We start from the raw sequence: 25394 nt of genomic DNA on the forward strand, positions 1-25394 counted from the left end.
CTACTTCCGCAAGTTCGCCCTCAAGTTCCGACCTGATAATCCGCAGGTCGTAGGTTCGAGCCCTACTGGGGGCACCACACACCCGCCGCGAGGCGGGTCCGGTGCGGTTCACAGGTGACGCGTGGCTCAACCCACAAGCACCACGGGCCACTCCCGTTTATCGTTGTAGCCGGGGATCGGCAGTTGGAATGAAGGAGTCACCGATGTTGTCCCGGCGCCCGCGCACTCGAGTCATGGCCACCGCGATCGGTGCTGCCGCGCTGGCCGCAAGCGCCGCATTCGGGGTGGCACCGGCCCACGCAGACGCTCAGGATGACCAGTTCTTCACCATCGTCAAAGACCTGAACATCCCCACCACCTCGGCCGAGGAAGCCGGCCAGGTCGGTCGCGGAGTCTGCGACGCGCTCACCAAGGGCAAGATCGAACCCGCACGGACGGTGCGGGGAGTCATCAGCCAGCTGATGAACCAGGCCGGTATCGACAAACACCAGGCCGCGAATCTGGTGCGGGGTGCGGTCAAGGTCTACTGCCCGCAGAACGCCCCGTTCGTCGGGCGCTGAGGCCCACGAACGAGGCTCTGGCGCAAGGCACTAGACCTTGGGGCTGTAGTGCATCCCATTGTCGCGGTGCCCGATCGGCGGCAGGTTGCGGGCCGGGGTGTGCACCAGCGGAGCGTCGGCCGGGATGCGGCCGGTGACGCGGTCCCACGCGCTGCGGGCCCGTGGATGCATGCGCTGCCGGGCGGGCACCAGTTTGAAAACCTTGCCGATCACCTTGCCCAGCAGTCGATGTATCTTCTCGTCGCGCTCAGACCAGGTGTATCCCATCAGCTCTCGCACTGCCGGGTGGTACAGGCCGATGGTGAACCACACGAACAACGGGTGCACCACATGCTTACGCTGCAGCGCCCACATCCAATCCGGCATCTTCGACGCGAACGGCGGCTTCGGCAGCTCACTCAGATCCAACACATCGCGGGCCGCCTGGTTGTTCTCTAATACGTTGCGGCACATGTGTTCCCAGTAAACCTGGAAGTCCTCCCAGGTTTCCGGCACGGGGCGCATGGTCATCCCGTACATCGAGTACCACTGCTTGTGTTCCTCGAACAGCTGCCGCTTGTCAGCCTCGGAGATCCCGCCCGCGAGCCGGTCCGCGACGATGATCGTGCCGACGAAGAACGTCGAATGCGCCCAGTAGAAGACCTCGGGATTCAACGCGTGGTAGCGGCGCCCCTGAGCGTCGATCCCTTTGATGTTCACGTGGTAGTCGCGCACCTCGGCACCGGTCTGCGGCGCACGGTCTCCGTCGAACACCACGCCACCGATGGGATACAGCGAGCGCAACAGGCGGGGCCAACGTTCCTGGAAGAAGATCGAGTGCTCCGTCACCGCCGCGCCGAGCTGCGGGTGCATGTTCTGCATCGACCCGGCCCACGGCCCCTGGAGCATGCCCCGCCAGTCGCCGAAGTACTTCCACGTGAGCGAATCCGGCCCGAGCGGGATCGGCGGCGCCTCATAGCCACCCGGGGCGGCCGGACAACCCGCCGCCACGGCAGCGGATCCGCTGGTCACGGGGCATGTCTCAGAAGTATCTTGTGTCACAGGTGCGCTTTCTGCCGGCAAGACGATGTCCTGTTGTCAAATGTGACTACAGACGTTGTCATCAAGAGCTTAGGAGTAGATGTGCCATCCGGTCAACGACGCGGCCGATGGTCGGGTGTTCCGCTTCAGGAGCGCGCGGCGCGTCGACGCGACGAACTGATCGCCGCAGGCGTCACCTTGCTGGGCAAAGCCGACGGCCCGGCCCTGACGGTCCGTGCGGTGTGCCGCGCGGCCGAACTCACCGAACGGTACTTCTACGAGAGCTTCACTGACCGCGACACGTTCGTCCGGGCCGTCTACGACGACGTCTGCGCTCGGGCGATGTCAGCCCTGACCACTGCAGTCACTCCCCGCGAGGCGGTGGAACGATTCGTCGCGCTCATGGTCGACGACCCCACCCGGGGCCGGGTGTTGCTGCTCGCCCCGGAATCCGAACCGGTGTTGACCCGCTCGGGCGCGGAGTGGATGCCCGACTTCATCGGACTGCTGCAACGCAAACTCACCCGCATCGCCGACCCGGTGCGTCAGGCCATGGTCGCGACCAGCCTGATCGGGGCCCTGACCGCGTTGTTCACCGCATATCTCGACGAGAGACTCCCGGCCAGCCGCGAACAGTTCATCGACTACTGCGTCGACATGCTGCTTGGGCGGGTCGGCAGTTTCTGACGGAACTCCCCGGAACTACTCGTCAGGGGTGCTGGCCTCGGCGATCGGCTCCTGCTGGGCCGCGGCCGCCTCATCTTCGGCGGCCTTGGCCTCACGGCCCGCCGGGCTGGCGACCGACGCGCCCGGATGGGTCTCGGTGGCATGGTCGCCGTCGCAGTTGAGCGCCACCTGCGTCACGTCTTCTTTGTATTCGAAGTAGGTGTCGGACGTCTGCGGCACCAGCGGCCGGACAGTCCAGGCATTGGTGACGATGCACTCGTCGCGCGGCAACCGGCTACCCACGGTGACAGCGACATGCGCCGTACCTCCGCCGCCCTCGATGGCGGTGACAGCGTCGCTGTATTTCTGCCCCACGACGTCCGGCGCCGCCTGGGCCGCCCCCGCACCCACCACCGCGAACGCAAAACCCGCCGCGGATACACCGATGACACTTCCGAACCCGATCGCGATCTTCATCTAGGCCGACCTTCCCCGTCCGGTGATCTCTCCCGGAGAGGTGGGGTGCCAGGGTTCTCGCCCGTGCTTTCAGCTGCCCCGCGTTCCGCGGCAGGGTGCCACAGAAGACTCTTTGGGAGCTGACGTGGATTTTAGTCGGCGGTGGGGCTCACTTCGAGTAATTAACCCCTACTTAACCGCTACTCGTCGGGCGTGCTGACCTCGGCGAGCTCGGCCTGCTCGGCGAGCTGGGCCTGCTGCTCGGCGTACTCCTGCTTCGCAGCCTCCAGATCTTCAGCCGCCTTGGCCTCACGGCCAGCCGGGCTCGCGACCGAGGCGCCCGGGTGGTTGGCGCTGGCGTGGGCGCCGTCGCAGTTCAAAGCAACCATGACCTCGCCGGAGGCGTGATTGCCGTCCCGCACGAACGGGGCGTCCCAGGCGTTGGTGACGATGCACTCGTCCTGCGACAGCTTGCTGCCGACGGTGACCGCAACCTTCGCGCTGGCGCCGCTGTTCTCGATCGCGCTCGAAGCGTCCGAGTAGGTCTGGCCGACCACATCAGGTGCGGCAGCCGCGACACCTGCCCCGAACAGCAGGGACACGACCGCACCGGTGGCGACTGCAGCTCCGGCACCAACGACAAGCTTTTTCACGTGTGCCCAACCTCCGAGCGTGGGTATCCGACAGATGTTCGTGCGGATCCTACAGTCGACACGGGCGCGCCGCAGGGCTCGCGAAAGTACCCGCGGGGCAACTTGATGTCACCGGGTTACACAGATATATTGACTGCAACCAACAGGTACAGATAACTGAGCGTCCGCAGGACGCGAGGAGGGTTGAGGGCACATGACGCAGGAATACACCGACCTGCAGCTCCTGCACGAACTCGAGCCTGTCGTCGAAACCAGCATCAACCGCCACATGCGGATGCGTAAGGACTGGAATCCGCACGACTTCATCCCCTGGTCGGACGGCAAGAACTACTACGCTCTCGGCGGCCAGGATTGGGATCCCGAGCAGTCCAAGCTGTCCGAGGTCGCCAAGACCGCGATGGTGCAGAACCTGCTCACCGAGGACAACCTGCCCTCGTACCACCGCGAGATCGCGATGAACATGGGCATGGACGGCGCCTGGGGCAACTGGGTCAACCGCTGGACCGCCGAGGAGAACCGCCACGGCATCGCCCTGCGCGACTACCTCGTCGTGACCCGCGCCGTCGACCCCGTCGAGCTGGAAGAACTGCGCGTCGAGCAGGTCACCCGCGGCTTCTCCCCCGGCCAGAACCAGCAGGGCGACCTGTTCGCCGAGAGCCTGTTCGACTCGGTGATGTACGTGTCGTTCCAGGAGCTCGCGACCCGCGTCAGCCACCGCAACACCGGCAAGGCCTGCGACGACCCGATCGCCGATCAGCTGCTGCAGCGCATCTCCGCCGATGAGAACCTGCACATGATCTTCTACCGGGACGTCTCGGCGGCCGGTCTGGACATCTCCCCCAACCAGGGCATGGCGTCGCTGCACCGCGTGCTGGACAACTTCAAGATGCCCGGCTACACCGTGCCCGACTTCCGCCGTAAGGCCGTCATCATCGCCGTCGGCGGTGTCTATGACCCGCGCATCCACCTGGACGACGTGGTGATGCCGGTTCTGCGCAAGTGGCGCATCTTCGAGCGTGAGGACTTCACCGGCGAGGGCGCGCGACTGCGCGACGACATCGGCCGCATCATCGAGGAGCTCGAGGATGCCTGCGACAAGTTCGAGGTCGCCAAGGAGCGCCGCCTGGAGCGCGAGCGCAAGGTGGCCGAGAAGAAGGCCATGAAGAACCTGCTGGTTTCGTCCTCGTCGACTGCATGACTCTGACCGCACCGCCGCCCACAACGGCAGCACCGGCCCGATCCCAACTGCGGATCGGGCCGTTCGCGTTGCCCAGTCCCGTCGTCCTGGCTCCCATGGCCGGCGTGACGAACGTGGCGTTCCGCACGCTGTGCCGCGAGCTCGAGATCGCCCGCGCCGGCACCGTCAGCGGCCTCTACGTGTGCGAGATGGTCACCGCGCGGGCCCTGGTCGAGCGCCACCCCGTCACCCTGCACATGACGACCTTCGGCCCCGACGAATCGCCGCGGTCGCTGCAGCTCTACACCGTGGACCCGGAAACCACCTACCTGGCGGCCAAGATGATCGCCGACGAAAGCATGGCCGATCACATCGACATGAACTTCGGCTGCCCCGTGCCCAAGGTCACCAAGCGTGGCGGCGGGTCGGCACTGCCCTACAAACGGCGGCTGTTCGGCCAGATCGTGGCCGCCGCGGTGCGCGGCGTCGAGGGCACCGACATTCCCGTGACGGTGAAGTTCCGGATCGGCATCGACGACGAGCATCACACCCACCTGGACGCCGGGCGGATCGCCGCCGAGGAGGGGGCGGCGGCCGTGGCGCTGCATGCCCGCACCGCGGCGCAGCGCTACTCCGGAACCGCCGACTGGGACCAGATCGCGGCGCTCAAAGCGCATGTCACGAGCATTCCGGTGCTCGGCAACGGCGACATCTTCGAGGCGGACGACGCGCTCGCGATGATGGCTGCGACCGGCTGCGACGGCGTGGTGATCGGCCGTGGCTGTCTGGGCCGGCCATGGCTGTTCGCCGAACTCTCGGCAGCCTTCAACGACCGCCCCGCCGCCACCCCGCCGAACCTGGGCGAGGTCGCCGACATCGTGCGCCGCCACGGCGAACTGCTCAGCGAGCACTTCGGCGAGGACAAGGCCATGCGCGAAATCCGCAAGCACGTGGCTTGGTACATGCACGGATTCCCGGCTGGCGCCGACCTGCGGCGTGGGCTGGCCCTGGTCAAGACCCGTGCCGAACTCGACGCACTGCTCGACCAACTCGACGGCGACGCACCGTTCCCGCCGGCGGCGACCGGTCCCCGCGGGCGCCAGGGGTCGGCCGCCTCGGTGTCGCTGCCCGAGGGGTGGCTCGACGATCCCGACGACTGCGCGGTGCCGGTCGGGGCCGATGTGATGCATTCCGGAGGCTGACCTGCAGTCGCACCGAGATGACATCGAGACGGCACTGTCACCAGGTTGGGTCTAGCTCAGCCTCAGGATGCCTCAGTACGATGAAACCCCTGCCGCGGCTGGCTTCAAGTAGCCAGTCCGGCAGTGTGCTGCTAGAAGAGATGGGGAGAAAACCTCAGCAGCACCCAGATCACACCGCGGGAACGATGCGCACCGACGCGCACGCGCGAGCTCGAAGAGTCGGAGGCCGGTAAGGACATGAGTGACGCTGATAACGCCACTCCCGGCCGTCGACACCGCTCGCCGGAGGAGCCGTCGGACAACCAATGGATTACCCGATCCCGGCAGCCTTTGCCAGGCGCCGCGCCGTGGGAGCGCCAGGATGCGCCGCTACCCGATGATTCACCCCTGGATGAGCCCACCGGCAGTCATGCCGACGGGGTAACTGTCGCCGATCTGATCGCCAAGGTCGCCGGGACCGGGTTCACACCGACGCGCCACCGGCTGGAGCCAGACGAGCCCGACGAGCCAGAGCTGGACGAGTCGGAGGTTGAGCCAGAGCCCGAATTCGACCTGGAACCAGAACCCGAACCCCAACCGCAGCACGCACTGGATCCGGCCCCGGAACCCGAGCCGGCGTACGCACCGGCCTATGTCCGCCCGCAGGTGCCCGACCCGACCGACGTGATTCCGGCGGTGCGGATCGAACCCGAGGCCGATGAACCCCACGATTCCCACGACGCCGAGGATTTCCCGGCGCCGTACGAGGAACCATTCGAGGAACCGTTCGATGACTCGCTGGATCACCGCGAGATCGAGACCGACAACACCGACACCGATGTGCTGCCGGTCCTGCCGGTGTACGACTACGACGCACCCCAGGAGCGCCCGGCGTGGCGGGTCCGCCCGACACCGCCCGACGAGCACGACCCCGAGGACACCGACGAGATCGAGGGACTGCGGCAACCGCTCGACCGCCGGGTCATGCTGGCCGGCCGCGCCGCCGCCGCGATGCTCGCGGTCCTGACCCTGGTGCTCACCGGCGGGGCCTGGCAGTGGCAGTCCTCGAAGAACAACAGCCTCAACAAGGTCGCGGCACTGGATCTCAATTCACGCGACATCCTCGACCCCAACGCCCAGTTCGGTGACGAGAACTTCCTGATCGTCGGCACCGACAGCCGCGCCGGCCAAAACAGTGGCATGGGCGCGGGCAACACTCAGGACGCCGATGGCGTGCGGTCCGACACCGTGATGCTGGTGAACATCCCGGCGAGCCGGAAACGCGTTGTCGCCGTGTCGTTCCCGCGCGACCTGTCGATCACCCCGATGAAATGCGAGCCCTGGAACCCCGAGACGGCGACATACGGTCCCCAGTACGACGAAGAATCAGGGACGAACGGCCCCGACGAGGTCTACACCGAGACCAAGCTGAACTCGGCATACGCGTTCGGTGGCCCGAAGTGCCTGGTGAAGGTGATCCAGAAGCTTTCCGGTTTGTCGATCAACCGATTCATGGCCGTCGACTTCGCTGGATTCTCCAAGATGGTCGATGCGCTCGGAGGCATCGAGGTGTGCAGCACCACGCCGTTGGAGGACGAGATTCTCGGCACGGTATTGGCGAACCCCGGCCGTCAGATGGTCGACGGCCACACCGCTCTGAACTACGTCCGGGCCCGGCACGTCACCACCGAGGTCACCAGCGACTACGGCCGGATCAAACGTCAGCAGCTGTTCCTGTCATCACTGCTGCGGTCCCTTATCTCCAAGGACACCTTCTTCTCGCTGCGCAAGCTGAACAGCGTGGTCAACATGTTCATCAGCGACAGCTACGTCGACAACATCAGGACCAAGGACCTCGTCGACCTCGGGCAGTCCGTCCAGGGCGTCAACGCCGGGCGCATCTCGTTCGTCACGGTGCCGACCGTCGGTTATGCCGACGAGTACGGCAACGAGGTCCCGCGCACCGACGACATGCGTTCCCTGTTCGACGCGATCATCAACGACGATCCGCTGCCCGGTGAGAAGAACCCGGACAACACCCCGGTGCCCGGCACCCCGGAATCGACGACGTCGTCCGTCCAGGCGGCCGCCCCGTCGGAGACTCTCCAGTCGACCGTTCCCGCGCCCGCACCGGCGACGACGGACAGCGGTGAGATGGTCAACGCCGTCACCACCGAACCGCAGCAGGTCACGGTGCAGGTGTCGAACTCGACCGGCCAGAGCGGTCTGGCCTCCACGGCGGCCACCGAGCTGCAGGAACACGGCTTCAACGTCAACACCCCTGACGACTATCCGAGCACGCTTCCGGCGACCACGGTGTTCTTCTCGCCCGGTAACGAGGAGGCTGCCGCGACGGTGGCCAGCTCGTTCACCAACCCGACCATCGAGCGGGTGTCGGGCATGGGCAGCGTGGTGCAGGTGGTGCTGGGCTCCGACTTCTACACGGTCAACGCGCCGACCCCGAGCGGGTCGGAGGTGCAGGTGCACGTGCTGAAGGGCACCAGCAGCGCCCCGACACACCTCCCCGAGGATCTGACCGTCACCAACGCCGCCGACACCACCTGCGAATAGTCTCCAGAGCCCGAGCGGACGGCATTCACCGTTCGTTCATCATTGCATCGTGACTCCAGGCCTGCTGACCGCATAATCTTGCATCATGCGTACCCATTACAACGAGCAATTGCGTTCACTGACGGACCAACTCGGCGAGATGTGCGAGTTGGCGGGTACCGCAATGGAGCTAGCTACCCAGGCACTGTTGCAGGCCGATCTCGCACTTGCCGAGCAGGTCATCAGTGACCACGACAAGATGACCACGCTGAGCACCCAGGCTGAGGAGTCTGCGTTCGTGTTGCTCGCGTTGCAGGCGCCCGTGGCCGGCGACCTGCGCTCGGTGGTCGGCTCCATCCAGATCGTCGCTGACGTGGACCGGATGGGCGCGCTGGCGCTGCATGTGGCCAAGATCGCACGCCGTCGCCACCCCCAGCACGTGCTGCCGGAGGAAGTGAATGGGTACTTCGCCGAAATGGGCCGGGTTGCCGTCGAATTAGGACACGCCGCACGCGAGGTATTGCTCACCCAGGACCCGGAGAAGGCCGCCCGGATCCAGGAAGAAGACGATGCGATGGACGATCTGCATCGCCACCTGTTCTCGGTGCTGATGGACCGGGAGTGGAAGCACGGGGTGACCGCTGCCGTCGACGTGACGTTGCTGAGCCGCTTCTACGAGCGCTTCGCCGACCATGCCGTCGAGGTGGCCCGGCGGGTCATCTTCCAGGTCACCGGCTCCTACCCGGACGGGGAATCGGTTACTCCGACGCAGTGACTCAGGGCCGGTCGGTGGGCGGCACCAGACGGACCCCGTCCTTGTGCGCCCCGGCCAGGTCTCCGAGCACCTTGACCAGCACCTGAAGGTCCGCAGCGCTGTAGCGCAGCAGGAAATCGCGGGTTCCGCGGTCCATCTCCTCGTGCAGCTGCCGGTGCACGTCGGCGACGAGTTCTCCGTCGGCGGTCAGGCCGAGCTCGATCTCCTTACGGTTGCCGGGTACCGGCGTGCGGGCCACGAGGCCGGCCTCGACCAGCCGCTGCACGTGCTTGGACACCGTGCCCTTGAGCCGGCCGGCGCGGGCCGCCAGCCCAACCACGCTGACCGGGCCCTCGGCGATCTCCGCCAGCAGGTGCATCGACGACGTCGGCAGGGTACGCACCGCGTCCTGCAACCGCGGCGGGCACCTGTCGGCCATGAAATCACGCTCGGCGTCGCCGTCCCCGTCGTTCTCGAGCCGATCCCCGACCGTGGTCATGAGCCCGGCGATGGACTCGATCAGCTCGAGTTTGGTTTTCACGGAAACCATCTTGCCATCTTGGGCAAGCATAGATAGATTGTTTCCACAGAAACCATATCTCTAGAAACCAAAGGAGCCGCGATGAAGGCCGCACTGGTCACCGAATGGGGCCGGCACCCCGACTACGCCGACGTGCCCGAGCCGGAACCGCGCGACGGCGCCGAGGTGGCGGTCGTCGAGGCATCGGCCCTGACCAACCTGACCCGGGCCCTGGTATCGGGAAAGCACTACGCCAGCAAGGAGATTCAACTGCCGGCCATTCCCGGCGTCGACGGTGTCGCGCGGCTGGCCGACGGCCGTCGCATCTACACCGGGGCGCTGGGATACTCCGGGATGATGGCGCAGCGCGCACTGGTTGACCCGGCCGGAGGTGTCGACGTCCCCGAGCACGTGGATTCGGTGACCGCCGCCGCCCTGCCCAACCCGGGCATCTCCGCCTGGACCGCACTGTCACACGCCGCGGCCGTCAAGCCCGGCGATCACGTCCTGGTGCTGGGCGCCACCGGTGTAACCGGTTCGATGGCAGTGCAATTGGCCGGCGGCATGTTCGGCGCCGAGACCGTGGTGGCCGCCGGCCGCAACACCGAACGGCTGGCCTGGCTACGGTCGGCCGGCGCCCACGACACGATCCCCCTCGGCGAGGAGGATCTGGGCGCCCGGGTCGCCGAGATGCACGCGGAGCGCCCGTTCGATGCGGTACTCGACTACCTGTGGGGTGACCCGGCCGCACAGGTGCTCACCGCCCTGGCGGCCAGTCACCCGGCCGCGCACTACCACCCGACCCGATTCGTGCAGATCGGGTCGATGACCGGGCCGACACTGTCGCTGGATGCGGGAGTACTGCGCGGCACCGGGATCACCCTGAGCGGGGTCGGCATCGGCAGCGTGCCGCCCGACGTGCTGGCCCGGGCCCGCACCGAGGCATTACCCCGGCTGTTCACCATGGTCTCCGACGGTCAGATCGAATTACGCACCCGGCCAAGGGCATTGGCCGATATCGCCGAGGTGTGGACCGGCGGCGAGCCCTCGGGAACCCGCGTCGTATTGACGCCGTGAGCCGCAGGCGGCCGATCAGCCGAAGCGGCCCGAGATGTAGTCCTCGGTCGCCTTCTGGGTGGGGTTGGAGAAGATCTTCTCGGTGTCATCGATCTCGATCAGCTTGCCGGGCTTGCCGGTGGCCTCGAGATTGAAGAACGCCGTCTGATCACTCACCCGGGCAGCCTGCTGCATGTTGTGGGTGACGATGACGATCGTGAAATCCTGCTTGAGCGTGGAGATCAGATCTTCGATGGCCAGCGTCGAGATCGGGTCGAGCGCCGAGCAGGGCTCATCCATCAACAACACGTCGGGCTGCACCGCGATGGCGCGGGCGATGCACAACCGCTGCTGCTGACCGCCGGACAGACCGCCGCCGGGCTTGTCCAGCCGGTCCTTGACCTCGTTCCACAGGTTGGCACCGCGCAGCGAGCGCTCGGCCACCTCGTCGAGAGTCTTGCGGTTACGCACGCCCTGCAGCTTCAGCCCCGCCACCACGTTGTCACGAATCGACATGGTGGGAAACGGATTCGGACGCTGGAACACCATGCCGATGGTCTTGCGCACACCCACCGGGTCAACCCCGGCGCCGTAGATGTCCTCACCGTCGAGCAGCACCGAGCCCTCGACGCGGGCGCCGGGGATCACCTCGTGCATGCGGTTCAGCGTGCGCAGCACGGTCGACTTGCCGCAGCCCGACGGGCCGATGAAGGCCATCACACTGCGCGGCTGCACCGACAGCGAAACCTCGGAAACGGCATGGAACGCGCCGTAGTAGATGTTGACGTCCTTGAGATCCAGCCGCTTGGCCATGGATAACTCCTACACCTTCTTGGGGGAAAAGAATCTGGCGACCGCACGCGCGCCGACATTGAGCAGGGCGACCAGCAGGATCAGCGTCAGCGCCGCACCCCAGAGCCGGTCGGTGGGCACCGGGTTGGCGCCTGCTCCCGCCGAGATCTGGTCGTACATCATGCCCGGCAGCGATCCCATGAACCCGCCGAACATGTCGAAGTTCATCGCCTGGGCGTAGCCGACCAGGATCAGCAGCGGCGCGGTCTCACCCATTACGCGGGCCAGCGCCAGCATGATGCCGGTGACGATGCCCGACAGCGCCGTCGGGATCACGATTCGCACGATGGTCTTCCATTTGGGCACGCCCAGTGCGTAACTCGCTTCACGCAGGTCCATCGGAACGATGCGCAGCATCTCCTCGGTGGCCCGCACGATCACCGGAATCATCAACAGCACCAACGCCAGTGACACCGCGAACCCGGACCGGCCGAACCCGAGCGTGGCCACCCACAACGCGTAGATGAACAGCGCGGCGACGATCGAGGGCACGCCGGTGAGGATGTCGACCATGAACGTGGTGATCTTGCCCAGCCGCGTACCACCGCCGTACTCGACCAGGTACACGCCCACCATCACGCCGATCGGAATGGAGATCAGCGAGCACACGAGGCCCTGCAGCAGGGTGCCGACGATCGCGTGGTAGGCGCCGCCGCCGGCGGTGAACGTCGTCATGCCGGACTGAGAGTTGGTGAACCACGTGGGTGAGCTCAATGCGGCCCACCCCCGGACGATCACCGAGTACAGCACCCACACCAGCGGTACCAGGGCGACCAGCAACGAGGACGTCACCAGCACCGTGGCGAAGTGGTTGGTCAGCTTGCGGCGCAGGCTCACGCCCTGGAACGCGGGCGCCTTGACCGGCCGCTCGAGCGTGGAGGTCATCAGCGTCCCTTTCCGGCGACCGCGGCACGGGCCAGCGAGTTCACCACGAAGGTGAGGATGAACAGCACCAGACCGGCGGCGATGTAAGCGCCTGCCTTGTACTGGTCGTTGAATTCGCTTGCGGTGGCGGCGATCTTGCTGGCGAAGGTGTAGCCGCCGTCGAACAGCGTCCAACTGAACGCGGTCTGGGTGCCGCGCAGGATGATCAGCAGTGCGATGGTCTCACCGAGCGCGCGGCCCAGACCGAGCATCGCGCCGCTGATGTAGCCGGACAGCCCGAAGGGCAGCACCGTCGTGCGTACCACTTCCCAGCGGGTGGCGCCCAGCGCCAGCGCGGCCTCGATCTGGCCGCGCGGGGTCTGGGTGAACACCTCGCGGCTCACCGCGGTGATGATTGGCAGGATCATCACCGCCAACACGATGCCCGCGGTGAAGATGGTGCCGCCGCCGGCCACCGAGGCGTTGCCGGTCTTGAACAGGAACAGCCAGTTCAAGTTCGTATTGAGCCACACCGCAAAGGGTTTGATCGCCGGCGCCAGCACGTACAGGCCCCAGACGCCGTAGACGATCGACGGCACGGCGGCCAGCAGGTCCACCAGATAGGCCAGCGGACCGGCCAATCGCCGCGATGAGTACTGGGTGAGGTAGATCGCGATACCCAACGCCACCGGCATCGCCAGAAGGAGCGCGAACACCGAGACGAACACGGTCACCTGCAGCAGCTCGAAGATGCCGAAGTGCATCGCCGAGGTGTCGGTGGTGATCCAGTTGCCGCCGTAGAGGAAGAAGTTCTCCTCGTTGCGGGTCAGCGCCGGAACCGCGCGCCAGAGCAGGAACACCCCGATCGCCGCGATGAGCGCGACGATCAGGATGCCCGAGCCTTCTGCTAGCCCACGGAAAATTCGGTCGCCGAGGCGAACCTTGGCTCCCTTGGACGGATCGGTGGAGATGGGTTCTGGTTCGGGATGGGGGGAGGCGAGCGTCTCCCCCGACCCCGAATCAGCTGGATTCGGCGATGTCACTGTTGTCCCGTCCGGGCCCCTGTTGGTCATTTTGGTCGGAAAACCCATCCTCGCCCAGATTCGTCCTCTAATGCCAGTCCGGCTACTACGCGATGGCCTCGACCGAGGTCAGCAGGCGCTGCTTGAACTCGTCGGGGAGCGCGATGTATCCGGCCTGAGACAAGCTGGCCTGGCCCTCATTGGCGGCCACGGTCAGGAAGGACTTGACGGCCGCAGCGGTGTCGGCGTCGTAGCCCTTGGAGCAAACAATCTCGTAGGTGGCCAGCACCAGCGGGTAGACGCCGGCCTCCTTCGAGGCGTACAGCGCGTTCAGGTCGAGCACGAGGTCCTTGCCGTCACCCTTGACCTTGGCGGCGCCGACGGCCTTGGTGGTCGACTCGTCGTCCAGCGCGACCGCACCGGCACCGCTGTCGATCTGGGCGTAGGGCAGGCCGGCTGCGGCGGCCGGGCTCTTCTCGACGTAGCCGATCGAGCCGGGGGTGGCCTGGACGGCCTGCACCACACCGGAGGACTTCTGCGCGCCCTCACCGGCGCCGCCCTGGAACTCCTTGCCCGCACCCTTGGTCCAGGTCTGCGGCGCCGCGGCGGCCAGGTACTTCTGGAAGTTGTCGGTGGTGCCCGAGGAATCCGACCGGTAGATCGGCTTGATGTCCAGGTCCGGCAGGGTGGCGCCGGCGTTGAGCGCGGCGATCGCCGGATCGTTCCACTTGGTGATCTGGCCCTGGAAGATCTTGGCCAGCACGTCCGGGCTCACCACGAGCTTGTCGACACCCTCGACGTTGTAGGCCAGCGCGACCGGGCCGAACACCAGCGGGAGGTTCCATGCCTCGTTGCCGCCACAACGCGCGGCGGCCTTGGCGACCTGATCGTCCTTGAGCGGCGAGTCGGAGCCCGCGAAGTCGACCTGCTTGGCGATGAACTGGTCCACGCCCGCGCCCGAGCCGGTCGGGTTGTAGGACAGGTTCTTCCCGGAGCACACCTGGCCCCAGACCTTGTTGAACTCCGCAATGGCGTTCTGCTGCGCGGTCGAGCCCTCGGCCGTCACAGCGGTCTTGCCGCTGCACTCAGCCGACGCGGCCGAGTTGGTGCCCGCGGCCGAGGAGCCGGTGCTGCCGGAGTTGTTGTCGCTACCGCACGCGGTCAGCGTGAGTGCCGCAATCGCCGTCGCGGACAGCGCGACACCGAACGGCTTGCCAATGCTGATGAGCTTCACTTGTCCCACTTTCAGTTGACGGCTTCGAACTCTCCGGCAACGTATTAGGCCGCAGTGGACGGCTCACGGACAGCAGGTGAATCAGCAGTGAATAGGTTCAGCGTGTTCACAGCTAAACGGGTTAACCGACGGCGTACGCCACGTCGACGCTGAACACCTCAAAACCCAAGTTTCGGTAGGTCGCCACGGCCGCCGAGTTATCTGCCTCGACGTAAAGCAGCACGGTCTCCAGCGAGCGGCCCGCCAGGTGGTGCAGACCGACCAGGGTGAGCACCGAACCCAGACCCCGGCCCTGAGCCGACGGGTCGACCCCGACGATGTAAACCTCGCCCAGATCGCCGTCGTGGACTTTCGTCCAGTGGAAGCCCAGCAGCGCCCCGGTGCGTTCGTCGAACGCCTCGAAAAGCCCCTCGGGGTCGAACCACGGCTCGCTGCGCCGCTCCGCGATGTCCTGCTCGGTCCAGCCGCCTTGCTCCGGGTGCCAGGCGAACGCGGCGTTGTTGACCCGCAGGAGCTCTGCATCGTCGCGGGGCCCCGCGTAGGTGGCGATCCGCACGCCCTCGGCGGTGCGCAGCGGCGGCAGGTCCGTCAGCGGACGACGCATCTGCAGCAGTTCGCGGACCGATCGGAGATCCAATGCGGCCGCCAGCGCCCGGGCCGCCTCCAGATTGCCGTGGGCCCAGATTCGCGTGCCTGCCGGGCCCTCGGAGAGCCCGGCACGGGCCAGCGCCGCACCGACGCCGCGGCGCCTGGCCTGCGGATGCACCACCAGCTCGGCCATCGCCGGGTCCGCGTCGCCGGCCGGGGCCAGATTCAGGTACCCGACGAGGTCTGCGCCGTCGGTCGCCAGGAGGTGGCGCGTGCGGTCGTGGCCGAGCTCGCGCAGCACCTGATCGCCCACCGGGGCGACGCCGTCGGCCGCGGTGGCTGCGGAGATGAGTGCACGGATCCCGGTCTGCTCGGCTTCGGACAGCCGCGTACGCCAGTCGAGTTCGGTCACTGGCTGGGCAACCGCCCGGCCAACGGCTCGTCCACGTCGTCGGTCATCGGGTCGAAGTCGTCGTCGCCGTGGCCGTCCTGCACGGCTTCGGCGGCACCGCTCGCCTCGGCGGCGGCGGCGCGGCCGCGCGACGGGCGCACGGCCTTGTATCCGACGTTGCGGACGGTGCCGATCAGCGATTCGTACTCGGGGCCGAGCTTGGCGCGCAGGCGACGGACGTGCACGTCGACCGTGCGGGTACCGCCGAAGAAGTCGTAGCCCCACACCTCCTGCAGCAGCTGCGCCCGGGTGAAGACCCTCCCGGCGTGCTGGGCGAGGTACTTGAGCAGCTCGAATTCCTTGTAGGTGAGGTCGAGAGGACGCCCACGCAGGCGTGCGGTGTAGGTGCCTTCGTCGATGGCGAGCTCACCGAGTGTGATCTTGCCGACGTTCTCCTGGTTGGCGCCGCCTCCGCGTCGGCCCACCAGGAGCCTCAGCCGGGCGTCGATCTCGGCCGGCCCGGTACCGGGCAGCAGGATCTCGTCCAGGCCCCACTCGTGGTTGACCGCCACCAACCCGCCCTCGTTGATGACCGCCACCACCGGGACCGAGGTACCCGTCGTTCCCAACAGTCGGCACAGGCCGCGAGCAGCCGCGAGATCGGTACGGGCGTCGACGATCGCCACATCCGCACTACCCGCTTCCAGCAGCGAGGACACCTCGGTCGGTGCTGTGCGCACAGTGTGGGCCAGCAGTGCCAGGGAGGGCAGGACCGCCTCGGGGTGCGGGTCGACGGTCAGTAGCAGTAGATCCAACAGGTCCTCCGGCGCGCCGGCAATCACTTCCCACGATCGCCCGGACCCCGATGTCCACACGGTCGGATTCATGACTGACATGTAGCCGTTACCGGCCTTTAGTGATCTAACGATAACGCCTCACCTGCTGATTAGCCGCGCCGAGCGCTTCGACCCGGCGGCTGTGGGCGACAATGTGGCGGTGCGCAAACTGCTGATCGGGCTCGCCGCGACCGTGACCGCGCTCGTCGTCGGGGTTGTCGGGGCCGATTTCGGTTCGGCGATCTACGCCGAGTACCGGCTCGCCCGCAACGTACGCAGTGCGGCCAACCTCAACTGGGACCCGTGGGTGGCCATCCTGGGATTCCCGTTCCTCACCCAGGTCAGCAACCACCGCTACAAGGAGATCGAGATCCGGGCCGCCGGCGTCGACCATCCCGTGGTCGGCAAGGCCTCGCTGGAGGCCACGTTGCACGGCATCGACCTCACCGACTCGTCCTGGCTGATCCGCCCCGACGCGAAACTGCCGGTCAGGAAGACCGAGAGCCGCATCATCATCGACTCCACCCATATCGGCAGGTTCATGGGCATCGATGACCTGCTGGTGGAGGCTCCCTCGCGGGAAACCAACGACGCCACCGGGGGCACCACGGAGTCCGGCATCTCCAGCAGTCAAGGGCTGGTGTTCACCGGGACTCCCAAGGGCTCCGGAATGGACAAGCGGGTCAGTGTCTCGGTCGACCTGTCCTTCGCCGACAGCGACGACACCACCCTGGTGCTGACCGCGACCGGGATCCTTACCGGCCCGGGTACCGCCGACGAGCCCGTGCCCGAGGAGAAGACCGCGGCGGTCCTGTCCGAGTTCAGCCACACGATCACCGGTCAGAAGCTGCCGTTCGGGATCGCCCCGACCACCGCGGGCGCCCGCGGATCCGACGTGATCATCGAAGGCATCGCCACGGGAGTAACGATCGACCTGGCGGGGTTCAGACAATCATGAGCTCTTCGATGGTGCTGGTGATCGTGGTGCTGATCGCCGCACTCGGGGTGGCCTACGTGATCGGCCGCTTGATCACGCTGCGCGCCGGCATGATCAGGGCGGGCGAGGAAGCCGCCAACATCGACACCAGTGACCTCGGGCTGTCGCACACGGGCCCGACGGTCCTGCATTTCTCGGCCGAATGGTGTGGACCCTGCGCCGGGGTGCGACGAGTCGTCGACCAGGTCTGCGCCGAACTACCCGAAGTCGCTCACGTGGAAATCGACATGGACGCCAATCCCGAAGCCGCCAGGCGGCTTTCGGTCCTGTCGCTGCCCACCACCATCATCTTCGACCGCGACGGCCGGCCCCGGTACCGCACCAGCGGGGTCCCCAAGGCCGCTGACCTGCGCTCGGCGCTGGAACCACTGTTGGCCTGACCCCGCGGTTATTGGGTAAGCTGTCGCTCGTGTCAGCCCGCCTTGAGCTTGTGCTCACGAAGCGCCGCGCAGTTGATCTGTGCCGCGTTGCGGGTTGCTGCTGTTGTTGTTGCTGTTGAGGGCAGCCGCGCGCTTTCGCGCGCCCGCTCGGGCCTTGTGCCCTGAGCCTGCACACCATCAGACCTTCTACAACAACAGGAGTTCGTTCTCATGGCATCGATATCGACCCCACCCATCGCTGACAGTCGGCCTGCCCAGGTCGACGTGCGGGGGCCACGGTTCGCGGCCTGGGTCACCACCGCGGTACTGATCGCGACGCTGCTGGTCGCCGGGGTGAGTGAGCCCGCGGCCGCGGTGCTGCTGGGCGCCCAGGCGGTGGTGTTCGCCATCGGCGCGGTGGGCGGCCCCCGCCGGCATCCGTACGGCCGCGTATTTGCCACGTTCATCGCGCCGCGGCTGGCCCCGGTCACCGAGCGTGAACCGGTGCCGCCACTGAAGTTCGCCCAGTTGGTCGGCTTCGTGTTCGCCGCCGTGGGCACCGCAGGGTTCGCCTTCGGCATCACCGCCCTCGGCCTGACCGCCACCGCTTTCGCGTTGGTGGCGGCCTTCCTCAACGCCGCCTTCGGCATCTGCCTGGGCTGCCAGATCTACCCGCTGGTGGCCCGGCTGCGTCGCGCCCCCAGTCCTGCATGACACCCACCTGACATCTGAAATAGCAAGCAACCGAAAGGAATTCGTACATGGCACGTTCCGACGTCCTGGTCTCGACCGAATGGGCCGGGAACAACCTCGATACCGCTGGCGTGGTGTTTGTCGAGGTCGACGAGAACACCAGCGCCTACGACGACGAGGGGCACATCCCCGGCGCCGTAAAACTGGACTGGCGCGACGATCTGCAGGACGCCGTCAAGCGTGACTTCGTCGACCAGCAGCAGTTCTCGAAGCTGTTGTCCGACAAGGGCATCAGCAACGACGACACCGTCGTCCTGTACGGCGGCAACAACAACTGGTTCGCGGCATACGCCTACTGGTACTTCAAGCTGTACGGCCACGCCGACGTGAAGCTGCTCGACGGTGGCCGCAAGCGCTGGGAACTCGACGCGCGCCCGCTGGTCAAGGACGCCGTCAGCCGTCCGGCCACGTCGTACGCGGCCCAGCCGCTCGACAACAGCATCCGGGCGTACCGCGACGAGGTCATCGCCGCGATCGGCGCCAAGAACCTGGTCGACGTGCGTTCGCCTGACGAGTTCTCCGGCAAGATCCTGGCACCGGCGCACCTGCCGCAGGAGCAGAGCCAGCGGCCCGGGCATATCCCCGGCGCCATCAACGTCCCGTGGAGCAAGGCAGCCAACGAGGACGGCACCTTCAAGTCCGACGAGGATCTGGCCAAGCTGTACGCCGCGGCCGGCCTCGACGGCGAGAAGGAGACCATCGCCTACTGCCGGATCGGTGAGCGTTCCTCGCACACCTGGTTCGTGCTGCAGGAGCTGCTGGGACACCAGAACGTGAAGAACTACGACGGCAGTTGGACGGAATACGGCTCCCTGGTGGGCGCCCCGATCGAGTTGGGAAGTTGATATGTGCTCTGCACCTAAGCAAGGACTGACGTTGCCCGCCGGCGTCGACCTGGAGAAGGAAACCGTCATCACCGGTCGCGTGGTGGACGGCTCCGGCCAGGCGGTCGGCGGGGCCTTCGTGCGCCTGCTGGACTCCAGCGACGAGTTCACCGCTGAGGTCGTGGCCTCGGCAACCGGTGATTTCCGGTTCTTCGCCGCTCCGGGCACCTGGACGCTGCGCGCCCTGTCCCCCGCGGGCAACGGCGACGCCAGCGTGGCCCCGACCGGCGCGGGTATCCACGAGGTCGACGTCAAGGTCGCTTGATCGATCGCTTGATCCCGCTCGAACGTGGGCTTGTGGACGAGGATTTGCACGCATCTCGCACACAAGCCCACGTTCGGCGTGTATAGGGCGTCCCGACCCGGGGCGCCGACACCCTCGACTAGGAACTAGACTCACTCCCGTGGTGCTCTTCTTCGAGATAATGCTCGTCGCGGCCGTCGTGGTCATCACGTGGTTCGCGTTGTACGCGCTGTACCGCCTCGTCACCGACGAGTCGTGACCTCCGGCGGCGACGCCCCGGCCGCCGAGCCGGGCTCCGGTGATCGCGCCGTAGCGGCAGCTGCCGAACGGGCCAAGGCCACGGCCGCCCGGAACATTCCGGCCTTCGACGACCTCCCGATGCCCGCCGACACCGCCAACCTGCGTGACGGCGTGGAACTCAACGATGCGCTGCTGGCGCTGTTGCCTTTGGTCGGCGTCTGGCGCGGAGAAGGCGAAGGTCGCGACACCCACGGCGACTACCGGTTCGGCCAGCAGATCGTGGTTTCCCATGATGGAGGCGACTACCTGAACTGGGATTCCCGGTCCTGGCGGTTGACCGAATCGGGTGAATACGACTCCCCCGGCCTGCGCGAAACGGGCTTCTGGCGATTCGTGACCGATCCTGACGATCCGGCCGGCCGTGATGAGTCACAGGCCATCGAACTGCTGCTGGCCCATTCGGCCGGCTATGTCGAACTGTTCTACGGAAAGCCGCTCACCCAGGCCTCCTGGGAGCTGGTCACCGATGCGCTGGCCCGCAGCAAGTCCGGGTTGCTCGTCGGCGGCGCCAAGCGGCTCTACGGCATCGTCGACGGCGGCGATCTGGGCTACGTGGAAGAGCGAGTGGATGCCGACGGCGGTCTGGTACCGCACCTGTCGGCCCGACTGTCACGGTTTGTCGGCTGATGCGCCGGCCGATCATCGCGGCAGGTCTGCTTGCCGCAGCAGCGTTCCTCGGCGCATGTTCGTCGGAGGGGCCGCAACCGGCCCCCACCTCACCGCCGCCCGAGCACGGCACATATGCGCATTGTCTGTCCGAGCACGGTGTTCCGGCGGCGCCGGGCCCCGTCGCGGGGCCGCCGAGCGGGGTCGACGATCAGACCTGGCAGCAGGCCACCAAGGCGTGTTCGACGCTGGCGCCGGGCCCGAGCAACTAGTGCCCGGCGCTGCGCGTCGCCACGCAGCGCCATAGCCCGCAAGGGCCAATTACCGATCGCCGCAACAGATTTCGGCGACCTCATGCTGACGGCACGGGGCAACTGCTGCGATTTCGTGGAGTACGCCGCGTCCCGACTACGGCGTCATGGTCTTACACCGTTTCGCAACCAATCACACAGCCGGCTCCCAGTGTGCTGATAACCCGGGCCTAGTCAGCCCACATAGCGTCAGTCGCGCATCAACCACCGAGGAGGTAAATGTGTCCTTGTTATCGCTGCGCGCCGCTGTTTTCGGCGTCACGGGTGCGGCACTCGTCACCGGCATGGTGGCGTGTTCGTCCGGTTCGAACACGGAGTCGCCCGGTACCTCGACGGCCGCTTCGGCTTCGGAGTCAACGTCGGCCGCTGCATCCGCGCCCGCAGCCGCGCCTCATGGCGCGTTCACCGATTGCCTGACCGAGCACGGGATCCCGGCGCCACCGGAGGGTGCGCCACCAGGTCCGCCGCCGGCCGGCGCCACCCCGCCTCCGGGCGCCCCGACGCCACCTCTGGATTCGGACGGCAAGCCGTTGCCTCCGCCCGGAATCGACCGGGCCCAATGGGACGACGCCATGCAGGCCTGCCATTCACTGGCGCCACAACCGCCGCAGCAGTAACCGTTTCGGCCGACCCCAGATATGGGGCGGCCCCCGAGCCTTGGTACCTGGTTGGACAGACCGGAGGGCTCGGGGGCCGGGTGGCTGCGGGGAATTCGCCAGCGCGCGCAGGCAATACCCCGGCGCTGCTAGCGGGCAGCCACCTCACATGTCCATAAGTCACTCACTTTGACGGACCACCTCCTTCCCTGTGTGCCCACGAAGCTACCCCCGTCCGTGCACCCCGACAAGCCATTTATTCGCTGGTCAGCGATCGCTGACGATCGCGGCGTCGACCAGGCCTGAGATGTCGGCAGCCAGCGGCGCATGAGGTAGCGACCGCCCGTCGAGGGTGTGCACCCGGGCCGCGAGTGTGATGCTGGAAATCAGCCAAACCCCTTGCGCAGTAAGTAGATCCGCCGGCTTCAGCGCGCGGAAGTCGCAGTCATAGCCCTTGTTGCGCGCCACCTCGAACAACGCCTGTTGAGTGGTGCCGCGCAGGATCGGATACCACGGCGGCGGGGTGAGCAGCAGTGGGTGCCCACCGTCGCCTTCGATCGCGATGACCACGGTGGAACGCGGCCCCTCCAGCACGTAGCCGTCGGAGCTGACGAAGATCACGTCGCCTGCGCCGTGACGCTCGGCATGCCGCAGCGCAGCCATGTTCACCGCGTAGGACAGGGTCTTGGCACCCGCGGCCAGCCACGGCATATCGCTGGCGTTCAGCGGCAGCCCGCGGTCCAGGGTGATCGCCGCGAGCCCGTCACGCCGCACCCCGGCCACGCGGTCGGCCAGGGCTCCAATGGTGGCGAACGCGGTCGCCGGCCCGCCGCTCTCCCGCCCACGGCTGTACACCAGTCGCAGCACGCCGTCGCCGTCGTTCTCCGCTGTCCAGCGCTGCGCCCCCAGCGCCACGGCCGACCGCCAGGCGTCCCGATCCGGCTCAGGCAGGTCGAGCATCTTGGCGGACTGAGCCAGTCGCCCCAGGTGGGCCTCCAGCAGGCAGGGCCTGCCGTCACGCACCAGCAGCGTCTCGAAGACGCCGTCTCCGCGTACGGCGGCCAGATCGTCGGCATGCAGCAGTGGGGCGTTGGGGTCGTGGAGCTGCCCGTCAAGAGTGACCAGTACGGCTGGTTGGCTTGCCATGGGGCCAAAGCGTAGCTGTGACAAACCGTGAGCCGCTGGCGCGAAGAGCGCCGAACGTAGAGTTGGCCTATGACTGCACTTCCGTCACCAGTGCCCACGCCCGAAGGCAGCCCCGACGCCGGGGCCGTATGGCACTACGGTGATCCGCTCGGCGAACAACGGGCCGCAGCGGGCGCCGCGGTTCTGGTCGACCGGTCGCACCGGGCGGTCCTGACACTGACCGGCAAGGATCGGCAGACGTGGCTGCACAGCATCTCCAGCCAGCACGTCAGCGCATTGCCGGACGGCGCGGTCACCGAGAACTTGAGCCTGGATCTCCAGGGCCGTGTCGAAGACCACTGGATCCAGACCGACCTCGGCGGCACCACCTACCTGGACACCGAGCCGTGGCGCGGCGAACCGCTGCTGGCCTATCTGCGCAAGATGGTGTTCTGGGCCGACGTGCAGATCGAGCCCGCGGACATGGCGGTGCTGTCACTCCTGGGGCCCGGGCTTGCCGATGAGCAGGTCATCAAGGCCCTGGGTTGCGGGCAGCTGCCGCAGGAGGCGACGGCGGTGGCGTTGCCCGGCGGCGGGTTCGTGCGCCGGCTACCTGCCTCCGGCATCGAGTTGGACCTGGTGGTGCCGCGCGCGTCGGTAGCCGAATACACCCGGCAGCTCACCGAGGCCGGCGTCCGGCCGGCGGGCGTCTGGGCGTATGAGGCGCACCGGGTGGCGGCCGGGCGACCTCGATTGGGTGTGGACACCGATGAGCGGACCATCCCGCACGAGGTCGGTTGGATCGGTGGCCCCGGTATCGGAGCTGTCCATCTCGACAAGGGTTGCTACCGCGGCCAGGAGACCGTTGCCCGGGTGCACAACCTGGGTAAACCCCCGCGGATGTTGGTGATCCTCCAGCTCGACGGCTCCTCCGACCGGCCGGTGACCGGCGACGCGGTGACTGCCGGCGGGCGCAATGTCGGCCGGATCGGCACAGTCGTCGAGCACGCCGACGAGGGCCCGATCGCGTTGGCGCTGCTCAAACGGGGATTGCCGGTCGAAACCGAGCTGGTCGCCGGGGCCGAGGCGCAGGCACCGGCCGCGATCGACCCGGATTCCATGCCGGAGTCGGACGCCACCGCGGGCGCCGGGCGGGCGGCAGTCGACCGCCTCCGGGGGCGTTGAGCCGTGGAACCGCTCACAGCACGTAAGCTCACTCGGTCACCGAGGACGTGACGACCGTCACTGCGCGGATTCCGCGATCTTGGGGACGGTCGTGTTGCCGTGCAACGACGCACGGCAGCCGGGACCCCAGCCGCGCACCGCGAGGCAGGGCCTGACAGCACTTCTCGGACGGGCACGGTAAAGTGTTGGCAGGAAATAAAGACACACAGATCGGAGCCGCCTAGCTATTGGGCCGCTCCGTTATTGCGCGAGGGGGTCCCCCATGGGCCGCGGCCGGGCTAAGGCAAAGCAGACCAAGGTTGCACGTGACCTTAAGTACAGCTCGCCGAATACCGACTTCAGTCAGCTCCAACGTGAGCTGTCGGGATCTCCCGATTCCGGCGATGTCAACGACGACGCCGAAGACTGGTCGGGCGAGGACGACTGGCGGCGCTGAGCCGCCTGCATTCTGTCGCAGAACTTAGATACAGGTCGCGCTGGTTGCGCACGTCGCTTACCAGCGCGACCTGTCTAACTGCCTAAAACCGCGGATGCTGTCCAACCAGCTGGGCGCGCACGCTGTCCTTGCCGCCCTTCTTGACGGTTCCCAGCGTCCAGCAGTCCAGGTGCCGTGCGGTCAGGATGGCCAGCGCGCGATCGGTGTCCTCGGGGGCCACGACCGCGACCATCCCGATACCCATGTTGAACGTCTTCTCCATCTCGGCACGCTCGATGCGTCCGCGCTGGGCGATCATCTGGAACACGGGTGCCGGGGTCCACGTGCCGCGATCCAGTTCTGCGGTCAGTCCGTGGGGCACCACACGCTCCAGGTTGCCCGCCAGGCCGCCGCCGGTGACATGGCAGAACGTGCGCACCTGCGTCTCGGCAGCCAACGCCAGGCAGTCCTTGGCGTAGATGCGGGTCGGTTCCAGGAGTTCCTCGCCCAGGGTGCGGCCGAATTCCTCGACGTGCCCGGCCAGGTTCATCCGGTCGATATCCAGCAGCACCTTCCGGGCCAGGGAGTAGCCGTTGGAGTGCAGTCCGCTGGATTTCATGGCGATGATCACGTCGCCGGGGCGGACCCGGTCGGGCCCGAGCACGTTGTCGGCCTCGACGACGCCGACGCCGGTCGCGGAGATGTCGTAGTGGTCGGGATCCATCAGCCCGGGGTGTTCGGCCGTCTCGCCGCCCAGCAGCGCACAGCCGGCCTGGACACAGCCTTCGGCGATGCCGGACACGATCGCGCTGACCCGATCGGGGACGGTGCGCCCGACGGCGATGTAGTCCTGCAGGAACAGCGGCTCGGCGCCACACACCACGAGGTCGTCGACCACCATCGCGACCAGGTCCAGCCCGACGGTGTCGTGCTTGTCCATGGCCTGGGCGACGGCGAGCTTGGTGCCCACGCCGTCGGTCGAGGCGGCCAGCACCGGCTCGCGATACCCGCCGCGTAAGGCGAACATCCCGGCAAAGCCGCCCAGGCCACCCCGGACCTCTGGACGGGTCGCCTTGGCGGCGAGGGGTTTGAAGAGTTCGACAGCGCGGTCACCGGCTTCGATATCCACTCCGGCCGACGCGTACGAAATCATGTTGTCTTCGGCGATGCCGTGCTGTTCGGCGCCCTTAGTCATCGCAAGCAAGGCTACCGCCCCGCTGTTGCGGGGGTACAGCGCAG

General features: G+C 67.1%; 30 protein-coding genes. 18 read left to right on the forward strand and 12 right to left on the reverse strand.

Translation table 11 applies throughout. The features are described from left to right. Positions 1–203: 203 nt before the first annotated feature. The gene (locus ACZYZ7_RS28185) at positions 204–560 is read left to right on the forward strand and encodes a DUF732 domain-containing protein (protein ID WP_135452556.1); all 357 of its coding nucleotides are present in this window, start codon (positions 204–206) and stop codon (positions 558–560) included. A gap of 30 nt (positions 561–590) precedes the next feature. Here the strand turns inward: ACZYZ7_RS28185 and ACZYZ7_RS28190 are convergent, their stop codons facing one another. Next, positions 591–1601: an oxygenase MpaB family protein gene (locus tag ACZYZ7_RS28190; protein WP_463742258.1), complete on the reverse strand. Its 1011-nt coding sequence runs from the start codon at positions 1599–1601 to the stop codon at positions 591–593. An 81-nt stretch (positions 1602–1682) separates the two neighbouring features. Between ACZYZ7_RS28190 and ACZYZ7_RS28195 the strand changes: the two genes are divergently transcribed. Continuing rightward, positions 1683–2267 (forward strand): TetR/AcrR family transcriptional regulator, encoded by a 585-nt coding sequence (locus tag ACZYZ7_RS28195; RefSeq protein WP_135452554.1) that lies wholly within the window; start codon positions 1683–1685, stop codon positions 2265–2267. 15 nt (positions 2268–2282) lie between these two features. On the opposite strand, the gene ACZYZ7_RS28200 is transcribed toward ACZYZ7_RS28195, so the two are convergent. Beyond that, positions 2283–2723 carry a hypothetical protein gene (locus ACZYZ7_RS28200; RefSeq protein WP_135452552.1) on the reverse strand — a complete coding sequence of 147 codons (441 nt, stop codon included), beginning with the start codon at positions 2721–2723 and terminating at the stop codon, positions 2283–2285. A gap of 179 nt (positions 2724–2902) precedes the next feature. Then, positions 2903–3355 carry a hypothetical protein gene (locus tag ACZYZ7_RS28205; RefSeq protein ID WP_167857715.1) on the reverse strand — a complete coding sequence of 151 codons (453 nt, stop codon included), beginning with the start codon at positions 3353–3355 and terminating at the stop codon, positions 2903–2905. A 193-nt stretch (positions 3356–3548) separates the two neighbouring features. Between ACZYZ7_RS28205 and ACZYZ7_RS28210 the strand changes: the two genes are divergently transcribed. From ACZYZ7_RS28210 to phoU, 4 genes are all read left to right on the forward strand, one after another. Then, positions 3549–4553, forward strand: a complete 1005-nt coding sequence (locus tag ACZYZ7_RS28210) for an acyl-ACP desaturase (protein WP_135452548.1) — start codon at positions 3549–3551, stop codon at positions 4551–4553. After that, positions 4550–5734 carry a tRNA dihydrouridine synthase DusB gene (gene dusB / locus ACZYZ7_RS28215; RefSeq protein WP_463742259.1) on the forward strand — a complete coding sequence of 395 codons (1185 nt, stop codon included), beginning with the start codon at positions 4550–4552 and terminating at the stop codon, positions 5732–5734. Before ACZYZ7_RS28210 ends, dusB begins: the two co-directional genes overlap by 4 nt. A gap of 237 nt (positions 5735–5971) precedes the next feature. Continuing rightward, a complete protein-coding gene (locus tag ACZYZ7_RS28220) occupies positions 5972–8284 on the forward strand; it encodes an LCP family glycopolymer transferase (protein WP_463742260.1) in 2313 nt (770 codons plus the stop codon). A gap of 85 nt (positions 8285–8369) precedes the next feature. Continuing rightward, positions 8370–9038, forward strand: coding sequence for a phosphate signaling complex protein PhoU (gene phoU, locus ACZYZ7_RS28225; protein WP_135452542.1), 669 nt, complete (start codon positions 8370–8372; stop codon positions 9036–9038). A gap of 1 nt (position 9039) precedes the next feature. Here phoU and ACZYZ7_RS28230 read toward each other — a convergent pair whose 3' ends face one another. Next, a complete protein-coding gene (locus ACZYZ7_RS28230; protein WP_450071114.1) occupies positions 9040–9558 on the reverse strand; it encodes a MarR family winged helix-turn-helix transcriptional regulator in 519 nt (172 codons plus the stop codon). Between the two features lie 81 nt (positions 9559–9639). Between ACZYZ7_RS28230 and ACZYZ7_RS28235 the strand changes: the two genes are divergently transcribed. After that, complete coding sequence (locus ACZYZ7_RS28235; RefSeq protein WP_463742261.1) at positions 9640–10614, forward strand: quinone oxidoreductase family protein; 975 nt, start codon at positions 9640–9642, stop codon at positions 10612–10614. 15 nt (positions 10615–10629) lie between these two features. On the opposite strand, the gene pstB is transcribed toward ACZYZ7_RS28235, so the two are convergent. From pstB to ACZYZ7_RS28265, 6 genes are all read right to left on the reverse strand, one after another. Beyond that, complete coding sequence (pstB, locus tag ACZYZ7_RS28240) at positions 10630–11406, reverse strand: phosphate ABC transporter ATP-binding protein PstB (protein WP_135452535.1); 777 nt, start codon at positions 11404–11406, stop codon at positions 10630–10632. Positions 11407–11415: 9 nt separating this feature from the next. Beyond that, a complete protein-coding gene (gene pstA, locus ACZYZ7_RS28245) occupies positions 11416–12330 on the reverse strand; it encodes a phosphate ABC transporter permease PstA (RefSeq protein ID WP_135452532.1) in 915 nt (304 codons plus the stop codon). Then, on the reverse strand, positions 12330–13382 hold the full coding sequence (pstC, locus tag ACZYZ7_RS28250; protein WP_135452530.1) for a phosphate ABC transporter permease subunit PstC: 1053 nt from the start codon (positions 13380–13382) through the stop codon (positions 12330–12332). The genes pstA and pstC overlap by 1 nt, the downstream gene beginning before the upstream one ends. A gap of 55 nt (positions 13383–13437) precedes the next feature. After that, positions 13438–14565 (reverse strand): phosphate ABC transporter substrate-binding protein PstS, encoded by a 1128-nt coding sequence (gene pstS / locus ACZYZ7_RS28255; RefSeq protein WP_463742262.1) that lies wholly within the window; start codon positions 14563–14565, stop codon positions 13438–13440. Positions 14566–14686: 121 nt separating this feature from the next. Continuing rightward, entirely contained in the window at positions 14687–15565 is an 879-nt protein-coding gene (gene mshD / locus ACZYZ7_RS28260; RefSeq protein WP_463742263.1) for a mycothiol synthase, read from the reverse strand. Next, positions 15562–16362 (reverse strand): winged helix-turn-helix transcriptional regulator, encoded by an 801-nt coding sequence (locus tag ACZYZ7_RS28265; RefSeq protein WP_450071231.1) that lies wholly within the window; start codon positions 16360–16362, stop codon positions 15562–15564. Before ACZYZ7_RS28265 ends, mshD begins: the two co-directional genes overlap by 4 nt. A gap of 160 nt (positions 16363–16522) precedes the next feature. Here ACZYZ7_RS28265 and lmeA point away from each other — a divergent pair, with 160 nt between their 5' ends. The 9 genes from lmeA to ACZYZ7_RS28310 all read left to right on the forward strand — a co-directional run bounded on the left by lmeA (position 16523) and on the right by ACZYZ7_RS28310 (position 21451). After that, a complete protein-coding gene (lmeA, locus tag ACZYZ7_RS28270; RefSeq protein WP_135452524.1) occupies positions 16523–17338 on the forward strand; it encodes a mannan chain length control protein LmeA in 816 nt (271 codons plus the stop codon). Beyond that, positions 17335–17757 (forward strand): thioredoxin family protein, encoded by a 423-nt coding sequence (locus ACZYZ7_RS28275; protein WP_463742264.1) that lies wholly within the window; start codon positions 17335–17337, stop codon positions 17755–17757. The genes lmeA and ACZYZ7_RS28275 overlap by 4 nt, the downstream gene beginning before the upstream one ends. A gap of 29 nt (positions 17758–17786) precedes the next feature. Next, the gene (locus tag ACZYZ7_RS28280) at positions 17787–17876 is read left to right on the forward strand and encodes an Ms5788A family Cys-rich leader peptide (protein WP_350222965.1); all 90 of its coding nucleotides are present in this window, start codon (positions 17787–17789) and stop codon (positions 17874–17876) included. A 91-nt stretch (positions 17877–17967) separates the two neighbouring features. Further along, positions 17968–18450, forward strand: a complete 483-nt coding sequence (locus ACZYZ7_RS28285) for a DUF4395 domain-containing protein (RefSeq protein ID WP_463742265.1) — start codon at positions 17968–17970, stop codon at positions 18448–18450. 47 nt (positions 18451–18497) lie between these two features. Continuing rightward, the gene (locus ACZYZ7_RS28290; protein WP_135452518.1) at positions 18498–19334 is read left to right on the forward strand and encodes a sulfurtransferase; all 837 of its coding nucleotides are present in this window, start codon (positions 18498–18500) and stop codon (positions 19332–19334) included. A 1-nt stretch (position 19335) separates the two neighbouring features. Continuing rightward, complete coding sequence (locus ACZYZ7_RS28295) at positions 19336–19638, forward strand: DUF1416 domain-containing protein (protein WP_003884652.1); 303 nt, start codon at positions 19336–19338, stop codon at positions 19636–19638. Between the two features lie 234 nt (positions 19639–19872). Then, positions 19873–20544: a heme-binding beta-barrel domain-containing protein gene (locus ACZYZ7_RS28300; RefSeq protein WP_135452516.1), complete on the forward strand. Its 672-nt coding sequence runs from the start codon at positions 19873–19875 to the stop codon at positions 20542–20544. Then, positions 20544–20795, forward strand: coding sequence for a hypothetical protein (locus ACZYZ7_RS28305; protein WP_450071121.1), 252 nt, complete (start codon positions 20544–20546; stop codon positions 20793–20795). The genes ACZYZ7_RS28300 and ACZYZ7_RS28305 overlap by 1 nt, the downstream gene beginning before the upstream one ends. A gap of 260 nt (positions 20796–21055) precedes the next feature. After that, positions 21056–21451, forward strand: a complete 396-nt coding sequence (locus ACZYZ7_RS28310; protein ID WP_463742266.1) for a hypothetical protein — start codon at positions 21056–21058, stop codon at positions 21449–21451. A gap of 246 nt (positions 21452–21697) precedes the next feature. Here ACZYZ7_RS28310 and ACZYZ7_RS28315 read toward each other — a convergent pair whose 3' ends face one another. Continuing rightward, a complete protein-coding gene (locus ACZYZ7_RS28315) occupies positions 21698–22576 on the reverse strand; it encodes an aminodeoxychorismate lyase (RefSeq protein ID WP_463742267.1) in 879 nt (292 codons plus the stop codon). A 69-nt stretch (positions 22577–22645) separates the two neighbouring features. Here ACZYZ7_RS28315 and ygfZ point away from each other — a divergent pair, with 69 nt between their 5' ends. After that, the gene (gene ygfZ / locus ACZYZ7_RS28320; RefSeq protein ID WP_463742268.1) at positions 22646–23740 is read left to right on the forward strand and encodes a CAF17-like 4Fe-4S cluster assembly/insertion protein YgfZ; all 1095 of its coding nucleotides are present in this window, start codon (positions 22646–22648) and stop codon (positions 23738–23740) included. A gap of 262 nt (positions 23741–24002) precedes the next feature. Further along, positions 24003–24176 carry a DUF3073 domain-containing protein gene (locus ACZYZ7_RS28325; protein WP_082940115.1) on the forward strand — a complete coding sequence of 58 codons (174 nt, stop codon included), beginning with the start codon at positions 24003–24005 and terminating at the stop codon, positions 24174–24176. A gap of 82 nt (positions 24177–24258) precedes the next feature. Here the strand turns inward: ACZYZ7_RS28325 and purM are convergent, their stop codons facing one another. After that, on the reverse strand, positions 24259–25350 hold the full coding sequence (gene purM / locus ACZYZ7_RS28330; RefSeq protein ID WP_450071125.1) for a phosphoribosylformylglycinamidine cyclo-ligase: 1092 nt from the start codon (positions 25348–25350) through the stop codon (positions 24259–24261). Positions 25351–25394 lie beyond the last annotated feature (44 nt).

The sequence above is a fragment of the Mycobacterium sp. IDUB_17 genome (assembly GCF_055419465.1).

Coding starts and splice junctions, on each gene's coding strand:
- ACZYZ7_RS28185 (WP_135452556.1), top strand. CDS start 204: ATGTTGTCCCGGCGCCCGCGCACTCGAGTCATGGCCACCGCGATCGGT.
- ACZYZ7_RS28200 (WP_135452552.1), bottom strand. CDS start 2,723: ATGAAGATCGCGATCGGGTTCGGAAGTGTCATCGGTGTATCCGCGGCG.
- ACZYZ7_RS28210 (WP_135452548.1), top strand. CDS start 3,549: ATGACGCAGGAATACACCGACCTGCAGCTCCTGCACGAACTCGAGCCT.
- dusB (WP_463742259.1), top strand. CDS start 4,550: ATGACTCTGACCGCACCGCCGCCCACAACGGCAGCACCGGCCCGATCC.
- ACZYZ7_RS28220 (WP_463742260.1), top strand. CDS start 5,972: ATGAGTGACGCTGATAACGCCACTCCCGGCCGTCGACACCGCTCGCCG.
- phoU (WP_135452542.1), top strand. CDS start 8,370: ATGCGTACCCATTACAACGAGCAATTGCGTTCACTGACGGACCAACTC.
- ACZYZ7_RS28235 (WP_463742261.1), top strand. CDS start 9,640: ATGAAGGCCGCACTGGTCACCGAATGGGGCCGGCACCCCGACTACGCC.
- pstB (WP_135452535.1), bottom strand. CDS start 11,406: ATGGCCAAGCGGCTGGATCTCAAGGACGTCAACATCTACTACGGCGCG.
- pstA (WP_135452532.1), bottom strand. CDS start 12,330: ATGACCTCCACGCTCGAGCGGCCGGTCAAGGCGCCCGCGTTCCAGGGC.
- pstC (WP_135452530.1), bottom strand. CDS start 13,382: ATGACCAACAGGGGCCCGGACGGGACAACAGTGACATCGCCGAATCCA.
- ACZYZ7_RS28275 (WP_463742264.1), top strand. CDS start 17,335: ATGAGCTCTTCGATGGTGCTGGTGATCGTGGTGCTGATCGCCGCACTC.
- ACZYZ7_RS28285 (WP_463742265.1), top strand. CDS start 17,968: ATGGCATCGATATCGACCCCACCCATCGCTGACAGTCGGCCTGCCCAG.
- ACZYZ7_RS28290 (WP_135452518.1), top strand. CDS start 18,498: ATGGCACGTTCCGACGTCCTGGTCTCGACCGAATGGGCCGGGAACAAC.
- ACZYZ7_RS28295 (WP_003884652.1), top strand. CDS start 19,336: ATGTGCTCTGCACCTAAGCAAGGACTGACGTTGCCCGCCGGCGTCGAC.
- ACZYZ7_RS28305 (WP_450071121.1), top strand. CDS start 20,544: ATGCGCCGGCCGATCATCGCGGCAGGTCTGCTTGCCGCAGCAGCGTTC.
- ACZYZ7_RS28315 (WP_463742267.1), bottom strand. CDS start 22,576: ATGGCAAGCCAACCAGCCGTACTGGTCACTCTTGACGGGCAGCTCCAC.
- ygfZ (WP_463742268.1), top strand. CDS start 22,646: ATGACTGCACTTCCGTCACCAGTGCCCACGCCCGAAGGCAGCCCCGAC.
- ACZYZ7_RS28325 (WP_082940115.1), top strand. CDS start 24,003: ATGGGCCGCGGCCGGGCTAAGGCAAAGCAGACCAAGGTTGCACGTGAC.
- purM (WP_450071125.1), bottom strand. CDS start 25,350: ATGACTAAGGGCGCCGAACAGCACGGCATCGCCGAAGACAACATGATT.